Origin of the sequence: Flavobacterium sp. 270 (genome assembly GCF_004368785.1) — a bacterium.
Lineage (GTDB): Bacteria > Bacteroidota > Bacteroidia > Flavobacteriales > Flavobacteriaceae > Flavobacterium.
Map to the genome: position 1 here is coordinate 616,659 of NZ_SODM01000004.1, position 24,568 is coordinate 641,226.

Genomic DNA, 24,568 nt, shown 5'->3' on the forward strand with positions numbered 1-24,568 from the left:
AAATCTATCATTATATAATATTTTCAGGTTGTTTTAGCAATTGTGTTAGTAAATTCTCAAAATGAGTAAACATTCTTTCGATCAAATACTCGTCATAGATGTCGGTATTATAAGAAACCATCAAACTCAATCCTTCTGATTCGACGAAAGTAAAACTGATATCAAACTGGGCTGTTGCAGTAGAAAATTCATAAGGTCCCATCTCTAGATCTCTCAGTTCTTCTCCTTTTAGATTATTCAATTGACTCTGGTTTTGTAAAACAACCAAAACATCAAATAATACAGAACGGCTTGGGTCTCTCTGCAGATTTAACTTCCCTACCAAGGCATCAAATGGATAACCCTGATGTTCATAAGCTCCTAAAAGGGTATTTTTCTGGGCAGATACCAAATCTAAAAAACTGCCCCCTTGCTCAAATCTCGTGCGGATGGCAAGTGTATTTAAATACAACCCCAGCTGATTCTCTAAATCAGGATGCTCCCTGCCTGCTGTCGGTGTTCCAACTATAATGTCATTCTGACCTGAATACTTATGCAATAATGTATTGATTCCTGCCATAAGTGTCATAAACAAGGTAACATCCTGCGCTTTTGAAAATGCTTTTAGCTGATCTAAAAAAGTTTTCGGAAAATGATGGCTGATATTCGCCCCATTATAGGTCTGAACCAAAGGACGTGTTTTAAAACTCGGAAGATCCAAAACAGGTAATTCTCCCGCAAATTGATTTAACCAATAAGCTTCCGAGGCCTGATCTTTGGCTTGCTGTAATGCTCCATTGAGCCAGACAGCATAATCTTTATACTGAATGCCTAATTCCGGAAAATCAACTTTTTTACCTTGTATTAATCTGTTATAGGCCTCTACAACTTCAGATACCAGCAGTTCCATAGACCAGCCGTCTCCAATGATATGATGCATGGATAAAAAGAAAACATACTGCTGTTCTTTTAACTTCAACAGCGAAGCTCTTATAAGCGGTGCCTGTTCTAAATCAAATATATCCTGGTTTCTTTTCTGTATATACTTCGCAATGGCTTCTTGCTGGTTTTCTGCAAAGCTGAAGTCTTCACTGGATATCTTAAAGTCTAATTGTTCTGTTGGAACAATATATTGTCTGATATCACCCTTATTATCTGCTTTAAAATACGTTCGCATTATTTCATGACGATGCAATAAAAGTTTAAACGATTCTTCGAATTTATTGGTGTCTATATTTCCTTTTAGCGTAACTGCTCCTGGCATATTATACGCCAGCGAACCGCCTTCTAACTGGCTCATTATCCACAATCGTCTTTGAGAAGCCGTTAAGGGATAAGATTCACTTTCAGGAGCCTTCGGGATTGCTATATATTCACTCTCCTGCAGCTCTTTACTTACTTCTTCAATGGTTGGATTTGCAAAAAACAATTTAATAGTGATCGTTTTTCCAAACTGTTTATGGATTCTGTTCACTACCTGAGCTGCAGATAAACTGTGTCCTCCTAATTCAAAAAAACTATCTGTTACTCCTACTTTTTCAATTCCAAGTACTTCCTCCCATATGGCAGCCAGTTTTTCCTCTGTTTCATTTCTTGGAGCTACGTATTGATTTCTGATAAGGTCTTCTCCATCTTCTCCAGGCAAGGCTTTGCGGTCTATCTTTCCATTTGGGGTAAGAGGCAGCTCTTCCAGTTCTACATAAAACTTAGGGACCATATAATCGGGTAGTTTGCCTTGAAGAAAGCTTTTTAATGCTGATTTGTCAACGCTTTCTGAAGCTGTAAAATAAGCGATCAGAACTTTTCCTTCACTAGATTCTTTTGCCTCTACGACTGCTTGTTTTAAATCAGGTCCATATTGCAAAATGGCGTGCTCGATCTCGCCAAGTTCGATGCGGAATCCGCGAATCTTAACCTGATGGTCCTTTCTGCCCATAAACTCTATGTTCCCGTCAGAAAGCCAGCGGCCCAAATCGCCCGTATCGTACATTTTTTCTCCCCCTACAAAAGGATTAGCAATGAATTTCTCCTGGGTTAGTTCTGGCTTGTTCAAATACCCGCGGGCTACTCCCGCACCTGATATAAACAGCTTTCCCGGGGTTCCTATCGGGACAAGATGTAAAGAATCATCCAAGATATAAATCCGGGTGTTCGAAATGGGTTTACCGACAGGAATAACTCGTTTCTCTACAGCCTGCCCTGTTGATTGATAAATAGATACACAGACCGCACATTCTGTAGGACCATAATCATTATGATAGTCTATTCCTAATTTTGCAATTTCTAAAGCTTTACTTACATTAGGCAATTCGCCTCCAGTAGTAATGCATCTTAGTCCCGAAATATCCTCTTTAGATAATAATGCTAAATAACTTGGAGAAAGAGCTAGTACTGATGATTTTGTTACTTTCAAAAAATTTACAAACTCATCCTTATCTTTTATTGTTTCTTCACCAGGAATACACAAAGCAGCTCCACTGTACAAACTCATCATAATTTCATAAACAGATACATCAAAAGCAGCAGAAGCAAACCACACCACTCTATCTTTATCTGTAATATTTAAAGACTGAATCTGATGTAAAATCATATTCACATTACTCGTATGTTCAATCATAGCCCCTTTGGGCTGTCCTGTAGAACCTGAAGTATAAATAATATAGGCTAGATTTTTTGAAGAAAAATCTATATTGATGTTTTCAGTACTATAATCCTCTAACCTTACTGATCTAATATTTATTATATCACAATTAGTAATTTGTAACTCAGAATTATCTGCAATCAATAATTTTAAACTGCTGTCCTGAATTAAAAAATCAATTCTTTCCTGCGGATAATGGGTATCTATTGGCAAATAAACTGCCCCTAACTTTAAAATCGCCAATAGAGCAATAATACTTGAATCGGATTTAGGCAAAAATACACCTATAATATCTTCTTTATTAATAGCGTATGCAGAAGAAATATAATAAGCCAATTGATTGGACTTCTCATTAAGTTCCTGATACGTTAGTTTTGTTTCTTCAAAAATAACAGCAATATTATTTGGTGTCTTTCTAACCTGTTCTTCAAATAAATCTACGATTGTCTTCTCTCTTGGGTACTCTGAATCTGTGTCGTTGAATACTGTCAATAACTGATTCTGCTCTTCAAATGTTAGGTAGCCAATCTCCTGGATCAGCTTTTCGGGCTGTTCTAACGATTCCCTGAGCAGGTTTTCAAAATGGGTAAACATTCTCTCTATCAGATACTCTTCATAGATGTCTGTGTTATAGGAAACCATCAGACTCAATCCTTCTGATTCGACAAAAGTAAAACTGATATCAAACTGGGCTGTTGCATTAGAAAACTCATAAGGCCCCATCTCTAGATCTCTGAGTTCTTCGCTTTTCAGATTATTCAATTGGCCCTGGTTTTGCAAAACAACCAAAACATCAAATAATGCAGAACGGCTTGGGTCTCTCTGCAGATTTAACTTCCCTACTAAGGCATCAAATGGATAACTCTGATGTTCATAAGCTCCCAAAAGGGTCTCTTTCTGCGCTGAGAGCAGATCTAAAAAGCTGCCTCCCTGCTCAAATCTCGTGCGGATGGCAAGTGTATTTAAATACAACCCCAGCTGATTCTCTAAATCAGGATGCTCCCTGCCCGCTGTCGGTGTTCCAACTATAATGTCATTCTGACCCGAATACTTATGCAATAAAGTATTGATTCCCGCCATAAGTGTCATAAACAGCGTAACATCCTGAGCTTTTGAGAATGCTTTTAATTCCTCTAAAAATGTTTTTGGAAAATGATGGCTGATATTCGCCCCATTATAGGTCTGAACCAAAGGACGTGTTTTAAAACTCGGAAGATCCAAAACAGGTAATTCTCCCGCAAATTGATTTAACCAATAAGCTTCCGAGGCCAGATGTTTGGCCTGCTGTAATGCTCCATTGAGCCAGACAGCATAATCTTTATACTGAATGCCCAATTCCGAAAAACCAGCTTTTTTTCCCTGGATCAGTCTGTTATAGGCCTCCACAACTTCAGAAACCAGCAGTTCCATAGACCAGCCGTCTCCAATGATATGATGCATCGATAAAAAGAACACATACTCCTGCTCTTTCAGCTTCAACAGCGAGGCTCTTATAAGGGGTGCCTGTTCTAAATCAAATATATCCTGGTTTCTTTCTTCGATATATTTTGCAATAGCCTCTTGCTGGTTTTCTGCAAAACTGAAGTCTTCACTGGAAATCTTAAAATCTAATTGTTCGCCTGGGATGATATACTGCCTGATATCACCTTCATTATCTGTTTTGAAATACGTTCGCAGTATTCCATGACGATTTATTAAAAGCCTAAACGATTCTTCAAATTTATTGGTGTCTATATTTCCTTTTAGCGTAACTGCTCCGGGCATATTATACGCCAGCGAACCGCCTTCCAGCTGGCTCATGATCCATAATCGCCTTTGAGCGGCCGTTAAGGGATAAGACTCGCTTTCAGGAGCCTTCGGGATTGCGATATATTCACTCTCCTGCAGCTCTTTACTCAATTCTTGAATGGTTGGGCTTTCAAAAAACAATTTAATAGTGATCGTTTTTCCAAATTGTTTATGGGTTCGGTTAATTACCTGAACTGCAGATAAACTGTGTCCTCCCAATTCAAAAAAGTTATCTATTATTCCGATTCTTTCAATTCCAAGCACTTCCTGCCATATTCTTACCAGTTTCTCTTCTGTCTCATTTCGGGGAGCTGCATATTCTCCACGAATAAGGTCTTCTCCATCTACACCCGGCAGGGCTTTACGGTCTATTTTTCCATTTGGGGTAAGGGGTAACCCATCCAGTTCTACGTAAAACGCCGGAACCATATAATCCGGAAGTCGCTCCTGAAGAAAATCCCTTAATGCTGATTTATCAATACTGCTATCAGCAGTAAAATAAGCAATCAAAAATTTTCCTTCATTGGATTCTGTTGCCTCTACCACCACTTGTTTTAAATCAGATCCATATTGCAAAATGGCATGCTCAATCTCGCCAAGCTCGATGCGGAATCCGCGAATCTTAACTTGTTGATCCTTTCTGCCAATATATTCTATATTTCCATCCAATAACCATCGGCCCAAATCACCCGTGTCATACATTCTTTCTCCCTTTATAAAAGGATTGGGAATGAATTTTTCGGCCGTAAGTTCTGACTTGTTCAAATACCCTTTGGCTACTCCTGCTCCTGACACATACAATTTCCCTGTAGCTCCTATTGAAACAGGATGTAAAAAATCATCTAATATGTAAATCTGGGTATTCGAAATAGGCTTTCCAATTGGAATAATTGACCTTTCAAAATCATTTTTAGTTATCTTATAAATCGACACACAAACCGCACATTCAGTGGGACCATATGCATTATAATAATCAATTCCTGATGCTGCAATAGCTATTGCTTTACCCGCATTAGCAGATTCTCCTGCAGTAATAACACATCTTAGTCCTGAAATATCATTCTCTGACAATAATCCTAAATAACTTGGAGGAAAAGTTACTACTGATGCTTTTGTTTCTTTTAAAAAATCTACAAATTGGTCTTTATTTTTTATTGTTTCCTCTGTCGGAATGCATAGTGTAGCACCACTATACAAACTCATCATAATTTCAGATATAGAAGCATCAAAAGCAACAGAAGAAAACCATACCACTTTATCAGTGTCGGTAATTTCAAAAGTCCTAATCTGGTCTAAAGACATGTTTATGGTACTGGTATGCCCAACCATTACTCCTTTAGGTTGTCCAGTAGAACCAGATGTATAAATCACATACGCTATGTCTTTGGATAAAATAGCTGCATTGATATTCTCGCAACCATAGAAATTTAAATCTACTGATTTTACATCTATTGTATCGCAATTATCAATATCTAAGTTGACATTATCAACTATGAGTAATTTTAAAGCACTGTCCTTTATCAAATAACTAATCCTATCTTGGGGATAATTAGGATCTATTGGCAGATAAACTGTACCTAATTTTAATATTGCCAGTAATGAAATAATTCCAATATCCGATTTAGGTAAAAGCACACCAATTATGTCTCCACTATTCATGATATATTTAGAAGAAATATAATTGGCCAACTGATTAGCCTTTTGGTTTAATGTAGAATAGGTTAATTCCGATTCTTCAAATACAACAGCAATTTTATTTGGGGTTTTAGCGACTTGCTCTTGAAATAAATCAACTATTGATTTATCATTCGGATAAATTACAGCAGTATTATTAAAATCTACTAATAATTGATACTTTCCTTTTTCAGACAGTAAACTATAATCCAATAAGTTACCAACAATATTATTTTCTAAATTAACTACAAACTGCTCAAAATGTTTGACTAGATACTCAACAATTGTATTCTTTACAAAATCCTCCAGATAAGAAACGTTAATCTCTATATTTTCATTCTTATTTATTCTTATATTAAGTGAAATACCATTACAATCTAAATTAGTTTCATTGTTAATCCCAATACCGTAATTAGATAAAATACTTAAATCGTTAAAACCTATCTTTTCGGATAAATCATCCTTATTGTAGCCTGAATACTTTAATGTCTCTAAAATTTCATATTTTACTTTTTGAAGATATTCTTTAAATGATGTATTTAAATCCGTAGGAAAAGACAGGAACAAAGACTTACCTTCATCATACTTTGACACAACGTAACCATCAAATTCACTAATTAATCTACTTAGCAAAAAAGAATAAATTGCGCTTATTAAAGTATATTGAGCTATTGAGTTTTTATTGGTAAGGGTATTGAAATAATTTAGTTCCCTTGCATTAATAATGATACACGGCAGATTATTTTGTTTCTGTTGGACCCCAAGAACTTCCTCTCTATTTAATGTTTTTTTCTTCCAGTATTTTAAAGCCAAATTAACGTTACTTAACTCCCTATTCTTATCCATAAATTAAACATTTATATTTTCCGGCAACTACCTGCGATCATTTTTCAAACAGTATTTCATACTAATTAAGGTGGCTTTTCAATTTCAATATTCCAGCCTGTTGGCTAAGATGTGAGATAACTTTCTGGCTAATTAAAACCATAAGTATTCCATAGGCCGTAGAAAATTTCTCCGGCCTTTTGTTGCATGTCCATAAATTGATTGATGTTTTAAATTATTGCAAACACATCAAGTTTGCCAGGGAAATATTGTGTTTTATTACTTAAACACATTAACCATTTTTCTAAATCCAAATGATATTCCAGAACAAACTCCCAATACTGGCATGACAAAAGATATTCCTTTAATAGGCCATAAACCACCAAAGTAAAATCGACGAACGAAATAATTTGAAAAATCTCCAAATTTGTGTAAAGGGCTTTTCCAACAATGTGCATAGGTAAATCCTACTTCTCCGTCAACTGGAATAACTGCATGATGCCAATATGGAGGAATATATAAAGCGTCACCCTCCTCAACACAAGCAATGATTGGTTTTAAATCAACATTATCCAGGGTTTTTCCGGATAAATTAAGTTCTTCAATAAAGAATTCCGTTACCTTTTTTACATTTGGCATATCAGGAGGCAATAAAACTACTTTTTTTGTGCCATTAATCTGACACATTAAAGTTTCATCAATTATATGGTGATGCCAGGCAGTGGATGCTCTTCGATACATAAAAAATCTTCTATGAGAAAACCCTCTTGGTTTTATTTTATCAGAAAGAAAAGAAAAACCCGGTATTTCTTTTATTAACTTTGAGAACTTATTGTCTTCTGTGATTGTTTCTGCTGGTATGCTAAAAATATAATCCTCATTTCTATGAAGTCGCTTTATCGCATCATGAAACGAAATATCCTCACTGTCTTTAAGAAGTCTTTCTCTGTCAATATGATTCATATGAGGAAATATTTTAATTTCAAAATCGTCACACACTGACAGCCAATAATCGGGGTCTTTGAATTTTTGTACTGCCGGCCAATTTTTTACAGCTCCTTTTACAAGGCATGGCTTGTTATATGATACCCAATTCTTATAAAAAATTTCTTCGGTTAACTCACTTGCATTAACAACCGGTACTTCGCCGGCATTTTCAATTCCTGGGATAATTGAGAATAAATCATCACCAAAACCATCAAATTCTGTCTTTACTTTCGTATCTTCTAGAGTATTTTCCATATCTATCATTTTTATTGTTATTATTGTTGTTATTAATATTTTAACTCTTATGGGTAAATTATTTATTTTTTCACTGACAAAATCTCTTCGACATCCTTCTATAACTTAGTGTAGGCTTTACTTTAAAATATATTGTTTGTAGAAATAGCTCAATAATAATACTGACTATAGTACTAATTTAAAAGCAAATCAAATCTTACTCTTAAATGCGGCAGAATCAAAATTTACTTTAAAACAAAAAACCCAAATACTGGAAATAAATCCCAATAAGAACTAATGAAAATAAAATTGTCGCGAGAATGCTTCTATTTGAAATAACCTTAATTTTAAGTAAAAAATAGAATAATGAAATTATCGTAAATACTAGAAATATCCACTGAATAACAAAGAGATACGCAAACTTATTTGGTATTCCAAAAGCAAGTATGAAAAAATTGTCACGAGCTGTACTGTCAAAAGCTAAAGCAAGACCAATAATAGCCAGCAAGCCCAAAGCAGAACTAATGATAAGTAAAATTTTCATTAATTTATTTTGAATAATATCTTTTCTGTTTCTAATAAGTGTGTAACAAAAATTTAAAATTGATAGCAATAAAATAATGATAGCAATAAGAAACGGAACAAAAAATAGTGGGTTAACTTCCTTTACACTATTAGCAAAGTTCGAAACCCCATCACTAACTTTTACATCTGTAGCAAAATGAACTTTATTATGTAATTCAAATTCTTTTGTATCCGGTTTTTGCGCAGAATTTTTTATAAACCCATCTACAATATTAAATCCAATATCTGAAAAACTAGGTGCATGTCCGGAAATTGGAGCATTTACAAGAAAACCATTTTTGAACTTTTTTACTGTATTTTTTCCATTTGAAGCAGGAGTAATTGGATCAAATGCTCCGGAAAATACCAATACCGGAGCTGTTAATGTTGATAGATTAGATAAATCATTTAAAGTTGGCTTATCTTTTCCTAAATTCCACTTATCACATACTAAAAAGTCCGATTTATAAAAAGATAATCCACCTTTTAGTTTTTTATAATTAGCAGCATCTTTATCAAATGCTGAAATTGAATTATTAGGTATTGCCTCGTTACAACTCACACAATAATATTGCCCATAATCTAAAACTAAAGCACCTGAAAAAGCAGCTACTAAAGAACTTAAAGTACTTTTATTACCTTTATTAAATTCGGTAATTAATAAGGGTAATACTTCTATTAATTTCTCATTATATAAGGCTTGTTGAATTGAAATTTTAAAATCTTCTACATTATATGTGAATTTTCCTGTAGGGATTATTTTTTCACTTACATTAACGGTAATAGGGTTTTTACTCAGCTTTTCCAGTGTTTTATAATAAGTCTTTTCTAAATTAGGATAATTTTTATTGCAATTAGGATCATTTTTACATGCATCAAAAACTTTTTCAAGACTATTCATGTAATTTGAGGTATTATGATTGTAATACTCTCTGATGTCTGAAACTGAAGAATCTAAAATCAATGATTTTATATCTGCAGGAAAATCATTTGCATAAACCTGGGCTGTATAGGTGCCATAAGACACTCCATAAACATTCCAGTTTTTATATTTCAAAGCCGTTTTTAGAGCATTTAAGTCTTTACCGATTGATTTACTATTGTAGGCCTGTAAATCAATATCCCTACTTAACAGATCTTGCTGACATGACATCGCAGCGATAATTTTTTGCTGCTCATCTTGTGAAGCATTTTGGTTTTTTGCCAGTATTTCCAAAAATTTCTTTCCTAAATCAGGACAAAATTTAGGCAAAGAATAACCGGTACCTCTTATGTCCATTAAAACAATATCACCTCTTTTTCGTAAAGGATGTTGCAGCCACATCCAAATTGCACTAATACCACTAGCTCCTGGTCCTCCGGCAACAAATACAACAGGATTTGCATCTATATTTTTTGAGGTACATTTTAAAATTGCAACTGCAATTTTTATTTTTTTTCCGTCTGGTTTATCCCAATTTTCAGGAACATTTAAATACTTCCATTCTATAGTTTCTTGTGTCAGAATTTTATCCTCAGCAAAGAAAGATTTTGTTTTTTCAATTTTATAAGCATTGCTTTGAGAAAACAAACATGTTGGGAAAAAACAAAGCAACAAAATTAGTCTTAGTAAATTTTTCATTATTAATTAAATTATTGGATTTATATTATATTTTTCTATTGATATTTCACTGATATTTTCTTTTAGCGAGATATAACATTTATATTTTTTGTCTATTTCTATTTTCTTTAAATAAAATTTTTCGCCATTGATTATAGTTGTATTATCTAAAATCTCAAATGATTCGAGAGGAATTGCCAACCCAGAACCATGCGCTTTTATGACAGCTTCTTTTTGAGTCCAGTAATCAAAAAAAGCTCTTTCCTTATTCTTTGAAAAAGTAATATTGTCCCATTCCGTTTTAGTCATCTGAAACTTAAAATCCTCTATTTTAATATCTGAGATTACTTCAATATCAATTCCTACTTCATGCTCGCTCCCAAATACACAAACTACAATTTCTCCGGAATGTGAGATATTAAACCGGATTGAATTATCTTCAAAATAAGGTTTGTTATGTTTTGTATGTTGCATTACTTTATCGTAGGCATTATAATTGTATATTTCTTCAATGCCTTTAAACAATAATACTCTTCCTAAAAGCGATAATTGTGCGTCCTTCCATCTTCTATATCTTTTGATTTTCTCTTGATAATGGAATGGGAATTTTGGTAAGTCATTTTTCAATAAACTTTCGTGATTTTCTTCAGATAAATAAGAATAATAGATGTAAATCAAAATTGTAAGTTTTAAAAATTAAAATCAAAATCGAAGGGCATATTCTTTTCAAACTCTAATTTAAGATCTATTAAATCTATGTCTGTAAATGGGGACTCGCATATATCACTTAAAAGATTACTATACTTTTGAGTAATAATTTGAATTGTATCATCTTCAAATAAATCACAGTTATAATCTATACTACAATTCAGTTTATTATCATTTTCAAACCAATTAAATGCAATAGGCATTCTGCTGTATTTGTGCTCAACCGGATATGAAACTAATTTAAAATCATTAAATGCGTCTATAGCATCAAATGACAATTCCGGATTCTGATATACCAACATAACATCAAAGATAGATTGAGGTAATTTATCAAAAGGAATATCCTGATAATCAGACATTAATAATAAATCGTTTTGCGTACTCCTCAATATATCAATGAAAGTTTGCCCTGACTTTATTTGCGTTCTTAAAACAAGCGTCTTGACAAACATTCCAATCTGATCGTTTAAAGCTGGTATATTTCTTCCTGCGTTCACCGTGCCTATACAAATATCATGATGGTTGGAAATTTTAAAAATCAAAAAATTTAAGGATGTCATTAGAACTGTGTATAATGTAACTTGCTGCCCAAGTGCTATTTTTTTTAGTTCTAAAGTTGTATCAGCAGTTAGTTCAAACTGAAATCTATTTGCATTTTGCTTGTTGTTTTCTATACCAAAGTCCCTTTCAAAAGAATCTTTGTAGTAATATTTTTCAAGATATTTTTTCCAGAAGATCTCATTTTTAATGGCATTTAATTTCGAATCTTCATTAAACCATTCTGTATAGTCTTTAAATTGAAAACTTAATGTATTTTTTTTTGGTATTTCTATAGTGGCGTTTTCATTGTAATTGTTAATAAACTCTTTGACAAAAATTTCCAATGATAAACCATCCATGATAATATGATGCGTCGAAAAAAGCATTATAAATTGACCTGTTTCTAACTGAAGAACCTGAACTCTGAGTAGTAAATCTGTTTCTAGTATAAACTCCTTATTACTGAATTGATTTATAGCTTCCGCAATATTTTCGGTTTTTAGTTTAATACTTCTAATTTCAAAACTGTCTGTATCTAAGGAATTAATCTTCTGATAAGGAATTCCATTGATTTCAATAAAATTAGTTTTCAGGACCTCATACTTACTAATTATAGTATTTACTGATTTTGCAATTTTATCCAAATCTACAATTCCTTCTATCCAATAAGCTGCTGACATATTGTAAGCTATTGACATATTTTTTTGTTGGCATGCGAGCCAAATATTATTTTGTGAAGGTGTTAAACTATAAAAATCTTTAAATTCACATAATGGTATGGCAATAGATAAATCCGGTTTAAGCTCCTGAAGATAACTTGACAATAGCTCAATTGTGGGATAATCAAAAATAGTCTTGACAGAAATAGTAAAAGAAAGCTCCTTCGCAATTAATCTTGCCAACTTAACTGCATGTAATGAATGTCCTCCAAGTGCAAAGAAATTATCTTTTACACTTATGGGCACTTTGCTATTTAGCATTTCGCTCCAATAGTGAGATAGTTTTTTTTCTAAAATGGAAACAGGAGCTTTAAAATCATCCTGATTTACATTTTGTTCAATCTCTCTCTCTAACAAAGATTTCCTGTCTATTTTTTTATTTGGAGTAAGCGGAAATTCTTCCAAAGTAATGATTGTATTAGGAATCATATAATAAGGAAGATTCATTTTTAGGACTTTAATAGCTTTTTCTGAATCAATTGCTTCATTATTTATTAAAATATATGCTACCAAAAAAGGATCTTGCTGATTCCCTTTTTTAGCAATTACTACAGATTCTTTGATTCCTTCTATTTGATTTAATTGTGACTCTATATCTCCAAGTTCAATTCTATACCCACGTATTTTAACCTGATTGTCATTTCTTCCTAAAAAATCTATTTCCCCTTCATCATTCCATTTACCAATATCTCCTGTTTCATATAATAAACCCGAGGCTTCAAATGGATTTTCTATAAATTTCTCCTTTGTTAATATTTCATTATTATAATATCCTTTTGCCAAACCATCACCTGCTATATAAATTGCGCCCGGAGTTCCAATTGGTTTAGGACTTAAAAATTTATCTAAAATATAAAACTGTGTATTGTTTATTGGTTTTCCAATATTAGAAGATTCTTTTGGGTGTTCTATTTTTCGTAAACTGGACCAAATAGTAGTTTCAGTAGGCCCATACATATTCCAGATTTCTAAACTATTTTCAATTAACTTTTCTGCTAATGCTTCACTTAATAAATCTCCGCCACAAAGCACTTTTAACTTCTTACTTCCTTGCCAATCTGCATTAAACAGCATTTGGTAAAAGCTTGGTGTAGCTTGAATTATAGTAGGTTCTATCTCTTCTATTTTTTGAATAATCGCAAAAGGATCCTTCAAAACTTCCTGAGTTGCGATATACAAAGTGGCTCCGGAAATTAAAGGAGCAAAAAACTCTAAAATCGAAATATCAAATGAATAAGTGGTAACCGAAAATAATATATCATTTGAACTAACTCCGGGTTTTTGTTGCATACTGCACAAAAAATTAAGCAATGATTGATGTCCAATTTGAACACCTTTCGGGTTTCCTGTGGAACCCGAAGTATAAATTATATATGCTGTATCATTAGAGTAAATTGTTGCGGATCGATCACCGCTAAATTCGTCAATACTTGCTAAAATATTTTCTAATGGCAAAATTGTTACATTATTAGTTTTTTCTAATTCATAACCTTTTTCGTTAATAACGATTTTACTTTGACTGTTATTGACAATATAATTTAAACGTTCTTTTGGGAAGGAAGGATCTAAAGGAATATAAGATCTACCCGATTTTAATATACCTAGCAGAACTATCACCATATTTGCAGAACGTTCTAATACAACGGCTACAGGTGATTTATCTTTATGTCCATAAACTTCAATAAGATATTGAGCTATTTGATTTGATAATTTATCAAGTTCTGCATAAGAATAACATTTATAGTTATCCTCAAGTGCCTTTTTATTTGGTGCTTTTTGTACTTGTGCTTCAAAAAAATCTATTATTGTTTTGTCTTTCTGGTAATCAACGTTTGTATCATTGAATTGACTTAACAATTGATATTCTTCTTTTTCAGTTAAATAAGTTAATTCTTTTAGTTTTTTATCCGGACAATCTAAAACATGATGAACTAAATTTTCAAAATGCTGAACAATCTGTGTTATACTAAAATCATCAAAATAATTCAGATTATAATCAAAATCAATTTTGACATCTTCCAACTCATCAAACTCTCTAATATAAATAGCTAAAGCCACACGCTCAGATTGATGGCTTAACGGAATTACTTTAGTTTGAGTATTTACAAAATGGTTTGCATAATCTTGTTTTTCATAAGAAAGTGTGATATTGAATAATCTTTCTTTTTGATTATACAATCCAAGTTCCTGAATTAGTTTTCCTAATGGTAAACGCTGATGGCGATAATCCTTTCGTAATTGATTTCTAATGTCAAGTATTAAATCTTGAAAAGTGGCATTAAAATCTAATCCGATTCTTAAAGGGGAAATCCCCATAAAAAGTCCGACTGTTTTTTTGTAAGCAGCTTTATTTCTGTTTAATACAGGCAAACCAATAGCGAAATCATTATTTTCATGTTTTCTTCCAAAATAAGAATACAGAATACCCAAAATCAAATGAAAAGAGGAACATTTATAGCTCGAAGCTAACGCATTTAGCTCGTTATATACCTCTCTTTTTATAACTAATTCTTTACGACTGCTTTTATTGATTAGTGAAGATTCAATCTTCTTTTCAAACAAATTCTCCGGTAACGTTTTAAACTTTTTAGACCAATATTTTAAATCCAAGTTAAATGATTCTGAGTTTTGATATTGAAAATCATCTATTGAAAAATCCTTATAACTAAAAGGATAGATTGATTTTACTTCATTAAACTGAGAAATTTCATTATAGTTTAGAACTAATCTTTGAAACATTAATGAAGTTCCCCAACCATCAGTTATAATATGATGATAAACGGAAAATAAATAATACAGATTTTCATTCACTTTTATCAAGGTAAATACATGAAGAAGATTTTCTCCGGATAAATCAAAAGGCTTCATAAATTCCTTTTGCATATAACTAGTCGTTTGCCCAATCGAATCTGTGCAATCTGAAAAATCAACAAATCCTAATTCTGACTGATGTTCATCCAGTAATTTAATACTGATATTTTCTTCATTTTTTATAATGATACTTCTATAAGCATCATGCTGATTAATCAATTCAAAATATGCTTTTTTGAATATCTCAGTATTTACTTTTCCTTTAATTTCGATTTTTGCCCCAATATTATATATAGGGTCATTAGGAAACAATAATTGTTCGAAATAAATATCTTGTTGTGGTAATGTCAATTTCATTAAAATCTATTTTTACACTATTTCCATATTGAATCCAACTCTATATTATCAGTAATTTTTTTATCCATGATAATTTTTCCGTAATCAAATTTTATAATTCTGTCAGCATGTTTAAAATAAGTATCATCATGGGTAACTGCAATAATTGTTTTACCTTCTTCCTTTAATTTTGGCAATAGATTTTCATAAAAATATTTACGGAAATGGGGATCCTGATCTGCAGCCCATTCATCTAAAACTAAAATTGGTTTATCTTCTAACAAAGCGAGAATCAATGACATTCTTTTACTTTGCCCTTTAGAAAAGGATCGTCTTGCAGATTCTTCTTCATCATCAACGACTACTTTATCCATTTTCATCAATTCCAATAACTCTTGATAATGTTTGTTGTTTTTCAAAGTAAAATCATCATAGTTAAATGAAAATATATGATTTTCTGTAAAAACAGCAGCAATTGTATCTTGCAATTGTGCTTTTGAATTTACAATAGTATTATTCATCTGAATTTCTCCATTAGACGGTTCATACAGACCTGTCAACATATTAATAAAAGTACTTTTACCACTGCCGTTTCCTCCAACAATAAATATGGTCTCACCAATATTAATTGTCACATTAACAGGGCCAAGTATGAAATTTTTTTCTAATAATTCGTTTTGATGATTAAACTCTATATCACTAAATTTTAATGATGAAAATTCATGATAACCAGTTGCAACATAAGGCTCTGTACTTTCATTTTTAAAATCATTTAAAAAATTTATAATCCTTCTATTAGCTACCATAAAACGAGTATATATACTTTGCAGGTTTATCAAATTATTGATTGGCCCATTGATAAACAGCAGTATAACTACATAAGATAATACATCCTCTTTTTTTAATAAATTAATAGCCGGTAATAAAAAAAGAATCACACCAATAACCATGTAAAGACCATATTGACTAATTAGGTTAATAGATAGAAAAATGTAATTTACTTTAAGGTCCAACTCTTTTGCACTTCCTCTGTTTGGATTAAGATGATTATTTCTTAAATTATCTCTTCTTTTAGGATTAATTTTCAGCTCTTTAAATCCTTTTACAATATCTTGTACATATTTATAATACTCATCATTGTATTTTCTTAATATGGCTATTTTAGGTGACATCATATTCATCACTAAAAAATATATTCCCCCAATGCCAATGATTAATACCACTATCACTAGTGCTCCATAACCTGATAAGGTAAAGAGATATAACATACAAAGAAGCAGCATCAATATTGAATTAATAGATTGAGTAACTACATCTGGAAGTAAAGAAAATACTCGTATATCTTCAATAGCTGTATAGAAACGATGTGATCCCATTTTTTCGAGGGTAATCAAAGGGGTATTTAAAAATTTGTCAAAAATTTTCCTTTCATTTTCATATAAAATCTTATACGAATACTGGTTTAATCTTTTTTGAAAAATAATATTCAATAAATAAGTATAAACTACAATTGACCCGAAGACAATTCCCATGTAATAACCTTGAAATTCAATATTACCTGAAATCACATTATTGATTATAAATAAAATTCCGAAACTCAGAATTGTGTTAGGTATTGAATATAGAATCAGAAATAGAATATTCTTTGCTGAAATTTTTAACATAATTAAATGGTTAGTTTCTGTGTAAGATTTTTAAAATATTGTGTAAAAAAAGTAACATGCTTGAAAATAAAAAAATGATCTCCCTTCATCTGAGTTATGGAAATTTTTTCATTTGATTCCTCTTCCCAACCTTGCATTTCATCTTCAGTAGATTCTTCAGAACCATAGAAAACATCAATAGGAATATTCAGTTTATTTTTTTTCTGATATTTATATACTTCAACAATCGTAAGATCTGCCTTTAGAATAGGAGTAAAAAACTCGATTAATTCCTGATGATTGATTAATTCATCCGGAATACCACCAATTTTAACAACTTCATCCCAAAACAAATTATCTGGTAAGTGACAAAATAGATTTTCTCTTTTTGTAACTGGTGGTTTTCTTCCGCTCACAACTAATTTTGCAGGTTTTTGAAAGCCTAATTCTTCAATTTTTTGGCATAATAAATACCCTAGCAAAGCCCCCATGCTATGCCCATAAATAATATAATCCTGAGGTTGAGATATTTCAGATTTAACTTTTTGAAATAAATCCTCAATTAGCGAATCTATATCAGTAATCAGGTCTTCACCCATTCTAAATCCTCTGCCCGGATATTCTATAACAGTAAAGTTTTCGATGTTTTTCGTAATAATTTGAAAAGAGTGCTTGTTTCCTCCTGCAAAAGTGAATGCTATAATTTTCATTGGGCCGATAATTTTAATTTTGTTTGATTAAGTCTTTTATTTTTTTTAGATATTACATCTCATTAAAGAGTTATATAGCAGTTAATTTTTCAGGATTATATTTAATATTATTAAAGGTGCAAAGAAGCTTTTCTTTCTCTTCTCCTGATAGATAATCAATAGCTGCGATAGGTTGGTGCGATTGTTCTAATAATTTTAAAAGCATAGTTTTATAATGTTTCAGAAATTGCTCCATCAAATCATTATCATAAACATCACTATTATACTCTACTATACAAGAGAGCTTATCATCTATTTCTTCAAAATATAATGATAAATCAAACTTACTGCTGGCACCTCCATAATCTATTATGCTATCTGCTATATCATTAGTCAATGTAATGCTCTTCTTTTTATCGCCGTTATTTTGCAAAACAATTAAAACATCGAAAATGGCACTCCTGGAAAAATCTCGTTTTAAATCTAATTCTTCTACCAGACGATCAAATGGATATTTTTGATGTGTGTAAGCATCTAAGGCTGTTTGTTTGACATTTGCATATAAATCATTAAAACTATCTTTCCCTTTTACCTCATTTCTCAATACAAGGGTATTTAAATAACATCCTATTTGATTTTCTAAATCAAAATGCTCTCTCCCTGCAATTGGACTTCCAATAATAATATCTTCCTGCCCTGTATATCTATAAATCATTGCCTTAACAGAAGCTACTAAACCCATGAATAATGTGCCTGAATTTTGCTGACAATAGTCTTTAAGTTTTGAACTTATTTCTTTAGATAAATACAATCCTAACATGCGTCCTTTATTAGTCTTTTCTGCCGGACGTTTATTAAAAGTTGGCAATTCTAATATTGATAATTCTCCTGAAAGCTTAGTTAGCCAGTAATCCCTATGAAGTTGAAATGACTCTTCTTCCAATTGCTTTTTTTGCCAGGCAGCATAATCTTTATATTGTATTCTAAGATGTGGTAACTCTGGGTTTTCTCCTTTTTTAAATGCTTCATAACAAGTAAAAACATCTTTTATAAGTACATCATTAGACCAACCATCACTTATTATATGGTGAATATTATAATAAAAAACATATTTTTCATCTAATAATTGAATGAGTGATGCTCTTAATAAAGGTCCTTTCTCTAAATCAAATAATTTATGGGAATCTTGTTCGATATAACCCTTTACAAATTGTTCGTTTTCTTCTTTTCCTCTGAAATCTAAATAATTGATCTTAAAATCCAATTCCTCTTTAGATAATATCCATTGTCTGATTTCTCCGGAATCATCTACTTTAAATACCGTTCTTAAAATTTCGTGCCTGTCTATGACATGATAAATAGCTTTTTTAAAACTTTCTATATCATAATTCCCATTCAGTTCGATATAAGCTGGCATATTAAAGGCAGCTGATTCTTCTTCAAATTGACTTAATACCCAAAACCTTCTTTGAGAATCTGAAATTATATAACTTTCGTTGTCTTCTACTTTCTGAATTTCTACGTATTCATTTTTTTTAGAAGCCTTTATTAAATCCGAATGAGATTCTAATGTTTCGCTAATAAATAAATCTTTTAAAGACATTTTTACGTCGAACACCTTGTAATATTCACTTATTAATCTGGTAATCTTTAAACTATGTCCTCCTAATTCAAAAAAGCTATCTGTTACTCCAACCTTTTGAATTCCTAATACTTGCTGCCATATTACAACCAGTTTTTCTTCTGTCTCATTTCTTGGGGCTACGTATTGATTTCTGATAAGGTCTTCTCCATCTACTCCAGGCAAAGCTTTACGGTCTATTTTTCCATTTGGAGTAAGAGGTAATTCATCAAGTTCTACGTAAAACGCCGGAACCATATAATCGGGTAGTTTTCCTTGAAGAAAGCTTTTTAATGCTGATTTGTCAATACTTTCTGAAGCTGTAAAATAGGCGATCAAAACTTTTCCTTCATTGGATTCTTTTGTCTCTACTACTACTTGTTTTAAATCAGATTCATATTGCAAAATGGCATGCTCAATCTCACCAAGCTCGATGCGGAATCCGCGAATTTTAACCTGATAGTCCTTTCTGCCCATAAACTCAATGTTGCCATCAGAAAGCCAACGGCCGAGATCTCCTGTGTCATACATTCTTTCTCCCTCTATAAAAGGATTAGCAATGAATTTCTCCTGGGTAAGCTCTGGCTTATTCAAATACCCGCGGGCTACTCCTGCGCCTGATATAAACAGCTTTCCAGAAGAACCTATTGGAACAATCTGCAACGCATCATCTAAGATGTAAATCTGAGTGTTGGATATAGGTTTACCGATAGGAATAACTCTTTTCTCTACAGCATTTCCTGTTGATTGATAAATAGATACGCAAACGGCACACTCTGTAGGGCCATAAGCATTATAATATGCGATTCCTGATGCTGTAACTCTCAGGACTGTACCAGGATCGGCTGATTCACCGGCTGTGATAATACATCTTAGTCCTGAGATATCTTCATTGCTTAATAAAGCTAGATAACTCGGAGGAAAAGTTACAACGGTTGATTGCGTGGCTTTTAGAAATTCTACAAACGCCTCTTTATCCTTAATTGTTTCTTCACTCGGAATACATAAGGTGGCACCACTGTACAAACTCATCATAATCTCGGATATGGAAGCATCAAAAGCTACAGAAGCAAACCAAACCACTTTGTCGTTTTGGGTAATATCAAACGTTTTAATCTGATCCAAGGACATGTTGACATTACTACTATGCTCCACCATAACACCTTTTGGCTGTCCTGTAGAACCCGAAGTGTAAATGATATAGGCTAAATCACCTGACTTATTAATAGGGTCAGGATTCTCGTTTCCATATTTATACCTTTCCAAATTACATAACATCATTTCCTCTTCATCAAGAACTACCTTGCATTTGCAATCTTGTTCAATATAAGTTATGCGATCTTGAGGATAATTAACATCTATAGGAAGATATGCTGCTCCGGATTTCAATACTCCTAAAAGAGCTACAATCATTTTATCACTTTTAGCCAGCTTTACTCCCACCAGATCATCTGGCTTAATCGCATAATTTTCTCTTAAATAATAAGCCAACTGATTCGACTTCTCATTAAGTTCCTGATACGTTAGTTTATTATTTTCAAAAATAACAGCTGCATTATTTGGTGTTTTTCTAACCTGTTCTTCAAATAAATCTACGATTGTTTTATCGCTAGGATAATCAGATTTCGTATCATTAAATTCTACCAGCAACTGCTGCTCTTCGTCATGGTTAAGATACTTTAACTCTACTAAAGGTAACAGAGGATTAATTACTATTTGTGCCAGTAATTGTTCTAAATGCTTTAACAACTGAGTTATAAAATCATTGCTAAAAATGTCCGTATTATAGGTTATATCTAATTGCAGTTCTTCAGGTTTCTCTGAAAAATTAAAATGTAAATCAAACCTGCTTATAGTGTTGGTTACCTCATATGGTTTTATATCAAATGTTTTAATGCTTTGATTTTCATCATATTCTTTCCCTACTCCAAATGCATTTTGTAAATCTACCATTACATCAAACAAAGGATTTCTGCTTGGATCCCGCTTTAAGGATAAATTCTCTACCAATTCATCCAAAGGATAAATATAATATTGATAAGCACCTAAAGTTACATCCTTAACCTTGTTTAATAACGCGATAAAATTATCATCGTTTTCAAGAATTGTTCTTAATGGCAAAGTATTTACAAAAAAACCAATTTGTCCTTCTAAATCAGAATGTTCCCTACCCGCTAAAGAACTTCCTATAATGATATCCTGCTGTTGTGTATAACGATATAATACAACTTTTACCAGAGATAGTGTCGCCATAAACAAAGTACCTCCCTGCGATTGGCTTAAATTCTTTAATTTCTTAACATTGTTTGTATTTAAAACTTTACTTAAAGTCTTTCCATTATATGTTTTTACTGATGGTCGCTGGTACTGAACAGGTAAATCTAATATAGGAATCTCACCAGTAAATTGATTTGTCCAATAACTTTTATGCTTCTCTAACTGGCTTCCTTTTAATTGATCTTGTTGCCAAAATGCATAATCCTTGTATTGTATCCGTAAGGGCTGAAATTGGTACGTTTCTCCTAAGGTTACTGAACGATAATAAGTAAATAACTCTTTAATTAAAATTTCCATTGACCACCCATCACTAATAATATGATGCATAACTAAGCTAAGAACATACTTAGAGTCAGCTATCTGCGATAACTTTACTCTAATTAAAACGCCTTGCTCTAAGTCAAAAGGTTTCTCGCATTGTTCTTTGATGATAGTATTTAAATCTAAACCTTTTGTCGATCTAATATCTTCATAATCAATTTTGAAGTCAATATCTTTATTTTCTATGATAAATTGTCTTACCTCTCCTTGTTCAGTTTCTTTAAAAGCAGTTCTCAAAGATTCATGACGTTCTATTATAAATTTAAATGTCGATTCAATTAATTCAACATCTAATAATCCTTCAATTTCATAAACACCTATTAGATTATATGCCGAATTACCGCCTTCAAGCTGGCTTACTAACCACAATCTGTTTTGAGATGAGGATAGCGGATAATTCTCCATTAATGGAACTGTTGGAATTGACTCGTAAGTTTTTACATCCTCTTGAAATCCCTTTAAGAATTGTATTAATTCATGCTTATTATCAACTATTTTTTTTAAACTAATCGGATCTAGATATTCACCATCATAGAAAACCTCAAGTTCACCATCTTTCAAGACAACATCAATAGCGTTACTTTTCAACTCAGCTAACAAATCTATAAGCTTGCCCATATTCCTTTATTTTTTCTTATTATATAATATTTCCTTTTCGCCAAATAACCTTTCAGCAATTATTCCTCTTGAGATACATTCATTAATTAAATGATTGGATTGAACAATTGGATTAGATTCGTCTGTGTATTTTATACTACTAATAAATTCACACCAAGGTTCTTGTCCCATAGCATACACGTATATTTCTGACGGATTAAAAATATTTACTAAATTTATTCCTCTATTAAAATCAGATCCTGCTAATCTTCTTGATTGATCATGTTCTTTTGATAGTTCGTTAACAACCAATGGGCCATATAACCAGGTTAACGGGGCGCCATCACATTCCATACCCAGAAAAACAACATCTACATTTCCAATTAGCTTTTGTGTATGTTCATATAACTTCTTTTCTAAAATCCTTGAATCTGCAACAAACAATAAAGAAAAATCAGCGATATCAACATGATAGCAAATTTTAGCTTTAATATCTAAATCACTATGTTCTCCGGTAAAAGGAACCCCCGTAATACTACAATCTGAAAAACTTATCGTTGAAAATTCTTCAATCTCGATTACATTATTAAAACCAATATTATTAAACATCAATTTTAGACAAGGATCCTGAAGGTGTCCTCCTCCAGAACGCGGAACAATTATGTTTTTTACTTTATGTCTAAGAGGCAGAAGGGTTTCAAGTAAAATATGATCCTGATGGTTGTGAGTTATTAAAACATAATCAATAACTTCTGGTAATTCATAATCAGAAAAATGCTCAACACTGGACTGATATCCATAATAACTAATTAAGGGATCTACCAAGATACTTATATCTTTTGTTTCGATTAATATACACGCATGACCAAAATATCTCATCCTAATATTATTTCCCTCATATTTAGCATAAGGTACAGACGGAACTTCAGTGAAAAACGATTTAAAAAGTGACTCTTCAACTTCATTTAAATCACCTAACATTTCTCTTATTTCATTATAAGGTCGAGGTGTTCTTTTCATTTTACTCAACTCATCTATAAATTCATCATCAAAAGGTATATTTAAATGCAATACATCATTTTCTTCTAATCTTGGTGTGCTTAGACAAAAAGGGCGTGAATCATTGTTTGTAATCCAAAGCGCAATACTTTGAGTATTTTTATTATAAAACTTGCTCTTATATAAAAGGTGTTCAAAAAATCGAAATGAAGGGTTTCCATTTAAATCATATATAAGTTCTACATAACCTTTTAAGATTTCCGGCACATTTTCATATAAACTTTCCAGCGACTGTCCTTTTGCTTCTTTATTTAACATTAAAACCAATTTTCTAATGGCAAACGAAAGAGTAAGTAATTCCTTTTGATTTAAAAAAGTTGATTCCAGTAATTTTTTAATATCCTCAGATCTATTCTCTTTGTAATCCATAAAAGGACCACCTAACATTTTTGGATTTTTAATAGCCTCATCATGCAACTCTGGAGATTCTAGATAAGAATTCATTATTTCAACATGTCTTTTTACTACATTCATTGCTGCAGTTCCCGGCGATATAAGATGAGACCATGCGTACCATCTTTCAATTAAAGGTTCAATAACTACATTGGGCTTTAAAAAAACTAAACTTTCCATTAATTATATTTTTATTGATTTTCTATTTTTATTATTTGAACTTAATTTTAGTGTATTAATTACGGAGGAAAAACTTTCAATATTTGGATTATCAAAAAATTCAGCGACCGGTATTTTGAATAAAAAAGTTTTCTCCATAGCATTTAATAGTCTCATTACTTTTAAACTATTTCCTCCCAATTCAAAAAAGCTATCTGTTACTCCGACTTTTTCAATTCCAAGTACTTCCTGCCATATTGTTACCAGTTTTTGCTCGGTCTCATTTCTTGGAGCTACATATTCTCCACGAATAAGATCTTCTCCGTCTACTCCAGGTAAGGCTTTACGGTCGATCTTTCCATTTGGGGTAAGGGGTAACCCATCCAGTTCTACGTAAAACGCC

At 32.2% G+C, this 24,568-nt stretch carries 10 protein-coding genes; all 10 read right to left on the reverse strand.

The window, feature by feature from the left end:
- Positions 1-10: 10 nt before the first annotated feature.
- On the reverse strand, positions 11-6,928 hold the full coding sequence (locus EV144_RS17110; RefSeq protein ID WP_134150379.1) for an amino acid adenylation domain-containing protein: 6,918 nt from the start codon (positions 6,926-6,928) through the stop codon (positions 11-13).
- A 258-nt stretch (positions 6,929-7,186) separates the two neighbouring features.
- The gene (locus tag EV144_RS17115) at positions 7,187-8,149 is read right to left on the reverse strand and encodes a cupin-like domain-containing protein (RefSeq protein WP_166670597.1); all 963 of its coding nucleotides are present in this window, start codon (positions 8,147-8,149) and stop codon (positions 7,187-7,189) included.
- Between the two features lie 229 nt (positions 8,150-8,378).
- Entirely contained in the window at positions 8,379-10,313 is a 1,935-nt protein-coding gene (locus tag EV144_RS17120; RefSeq protein ID WP_134150381.1) for an alpha/beta fold hydrolase, read from the reverse strand.
- Between the two features lie 6 nt (positions 10,314-10,319).
- A complete protein-coding gene (locus EV144_RS17125; RefSeq protein WP_134150382.1) occupies positions 10,320-10,970 on the reverse strand; it encodes a 4'-phosphopantetheinyl transferase family protein in 651 nt (216 codons plus the stop codon).
- Positions 10,971-10,981: 11 nt separating this feature from the next.
- On the reverse strand, positions 10,982-15,427 hold the full coding sequence (locus EV144_RS17130) for a non-ribosomal peptide synthetase (protein ID WP_134150383.1): 4,446 nt from the start codon (positions 15,425-15,427) through the stop codon (positions 10,982-10,984).
- A gap of 17 nt (positions 15,428-15,444) precedes the next feature.
- Positions 15,445-17,070, reverse strand: a complete 1,626-nt coding sequence (locus tag EV144_RS17135; protein ID WP_134150384.1) for a cyclic peptide export ABC transporter — start codon at positions 17,068-17,070, stop codon at positions 15,445-15,447.
- A gap of 2 nt (positions 17,071-17,072) precedes the next feature.
- On the reverse strand, positions 17,073-17,759 hold the full coding sequence (locus EV144_RS17140; RefSeq protein ID WP_134150385.1) for a thioesterase II family protein: 687 nt from the start codon (positions 17,757-17,759) through the stop codon (positions 17,073-17,075).
- Positions 17,760-17,829: 70 nt separating this feature from the next.
- On the reverse strand, positions 17,830-22,575 hold the full coding sequence (locus EV144_RS17145; protein WP_134150386.1) for a non-ribosomal peptide synthetase: 4,746 nt from the start codon (positions 22,573-22,575) through the stop codon (positions 17,830-17,832).
- 6 nt (positions 22,576-22,581) lie between these two features.
- Positions 22,582-24,186, reverse strand: coding sequence for an MBL fold metallo-hydrolase (locus EV144_RS17150; RefSeq protein WP_134150387.1), 1,605 nt, complete (start codon positions 24,184-24,186; stop codon positions 22,582-22,584).
- Positions 24,187-24,189: 3 nt separating this feature from the next.
- A partial coding sequence (locus EV144_RS17155) for a phosphopantetheine-binding protein (protein WP_243854697.1) occupies positions 24,190-24,568 on the reverse strand: 379 nt, incomplete at its 5' end.

Bases quoted from the DNA above. Each gene is read 5' to 3' on its own strand.
- EV144_RS17110 (WP_134150379.1), bottom strand. From the start codon at position 6,928: ATGGATAAGAATAGGGAGTTAAGTAACGTTAATTTGGCTTTAAAATAC.
- EV144_RS17115 (WP_166670597.1), bottom strand. From the start codon at position 8,149: ATGGAAAATACTCTAGAAGATACGAAAGTAAAGACAGAATTTGATGGT.
- EV144_RS17120 (WP_134150381.1), bottom strand. From the start codon at position 10,313: ATGAAAAATTTACTAAGACTAATTTTGTTGCTTTGTTTTTTCCCAACA.
- EV144_RS17130 (WP_134150383.1), bottom strand. From the start codon at position 15,427: ATGAAATTGACATTACCACAACAAGATATTTATTTCGAACAATTATTG.
- EV144_RS17135 (WP_134150384.1), bottom strand. From the start codon at position 17,070: ATGTTAAAAATTTCAGCAAAGAATATTCTATTTCTGATTCTATATTCA.
- EV144_RS17140 (WP_134150385.1), bottom strand. From the start codon at position 17,759: ATGAAAATTATAGCATTCACTTTTGCAGGAGGAAACAAGCACTCTTTT.
- EV144_RS17145 (WP_134150386.1), bottom strand. From the start codon at position 22,575: ATGGGCAAGCTTATAGATTTGTTAGCTGAGTTGAAAAGTAACGCTATT.
- EV144_RS17150 (WP_134150387.1), bottom strand. From the start codon at position 24,186: ATGGAAAGTTTAGTTTTTTTAAAGCCCAATGTAGTTATTGAACCTTTA.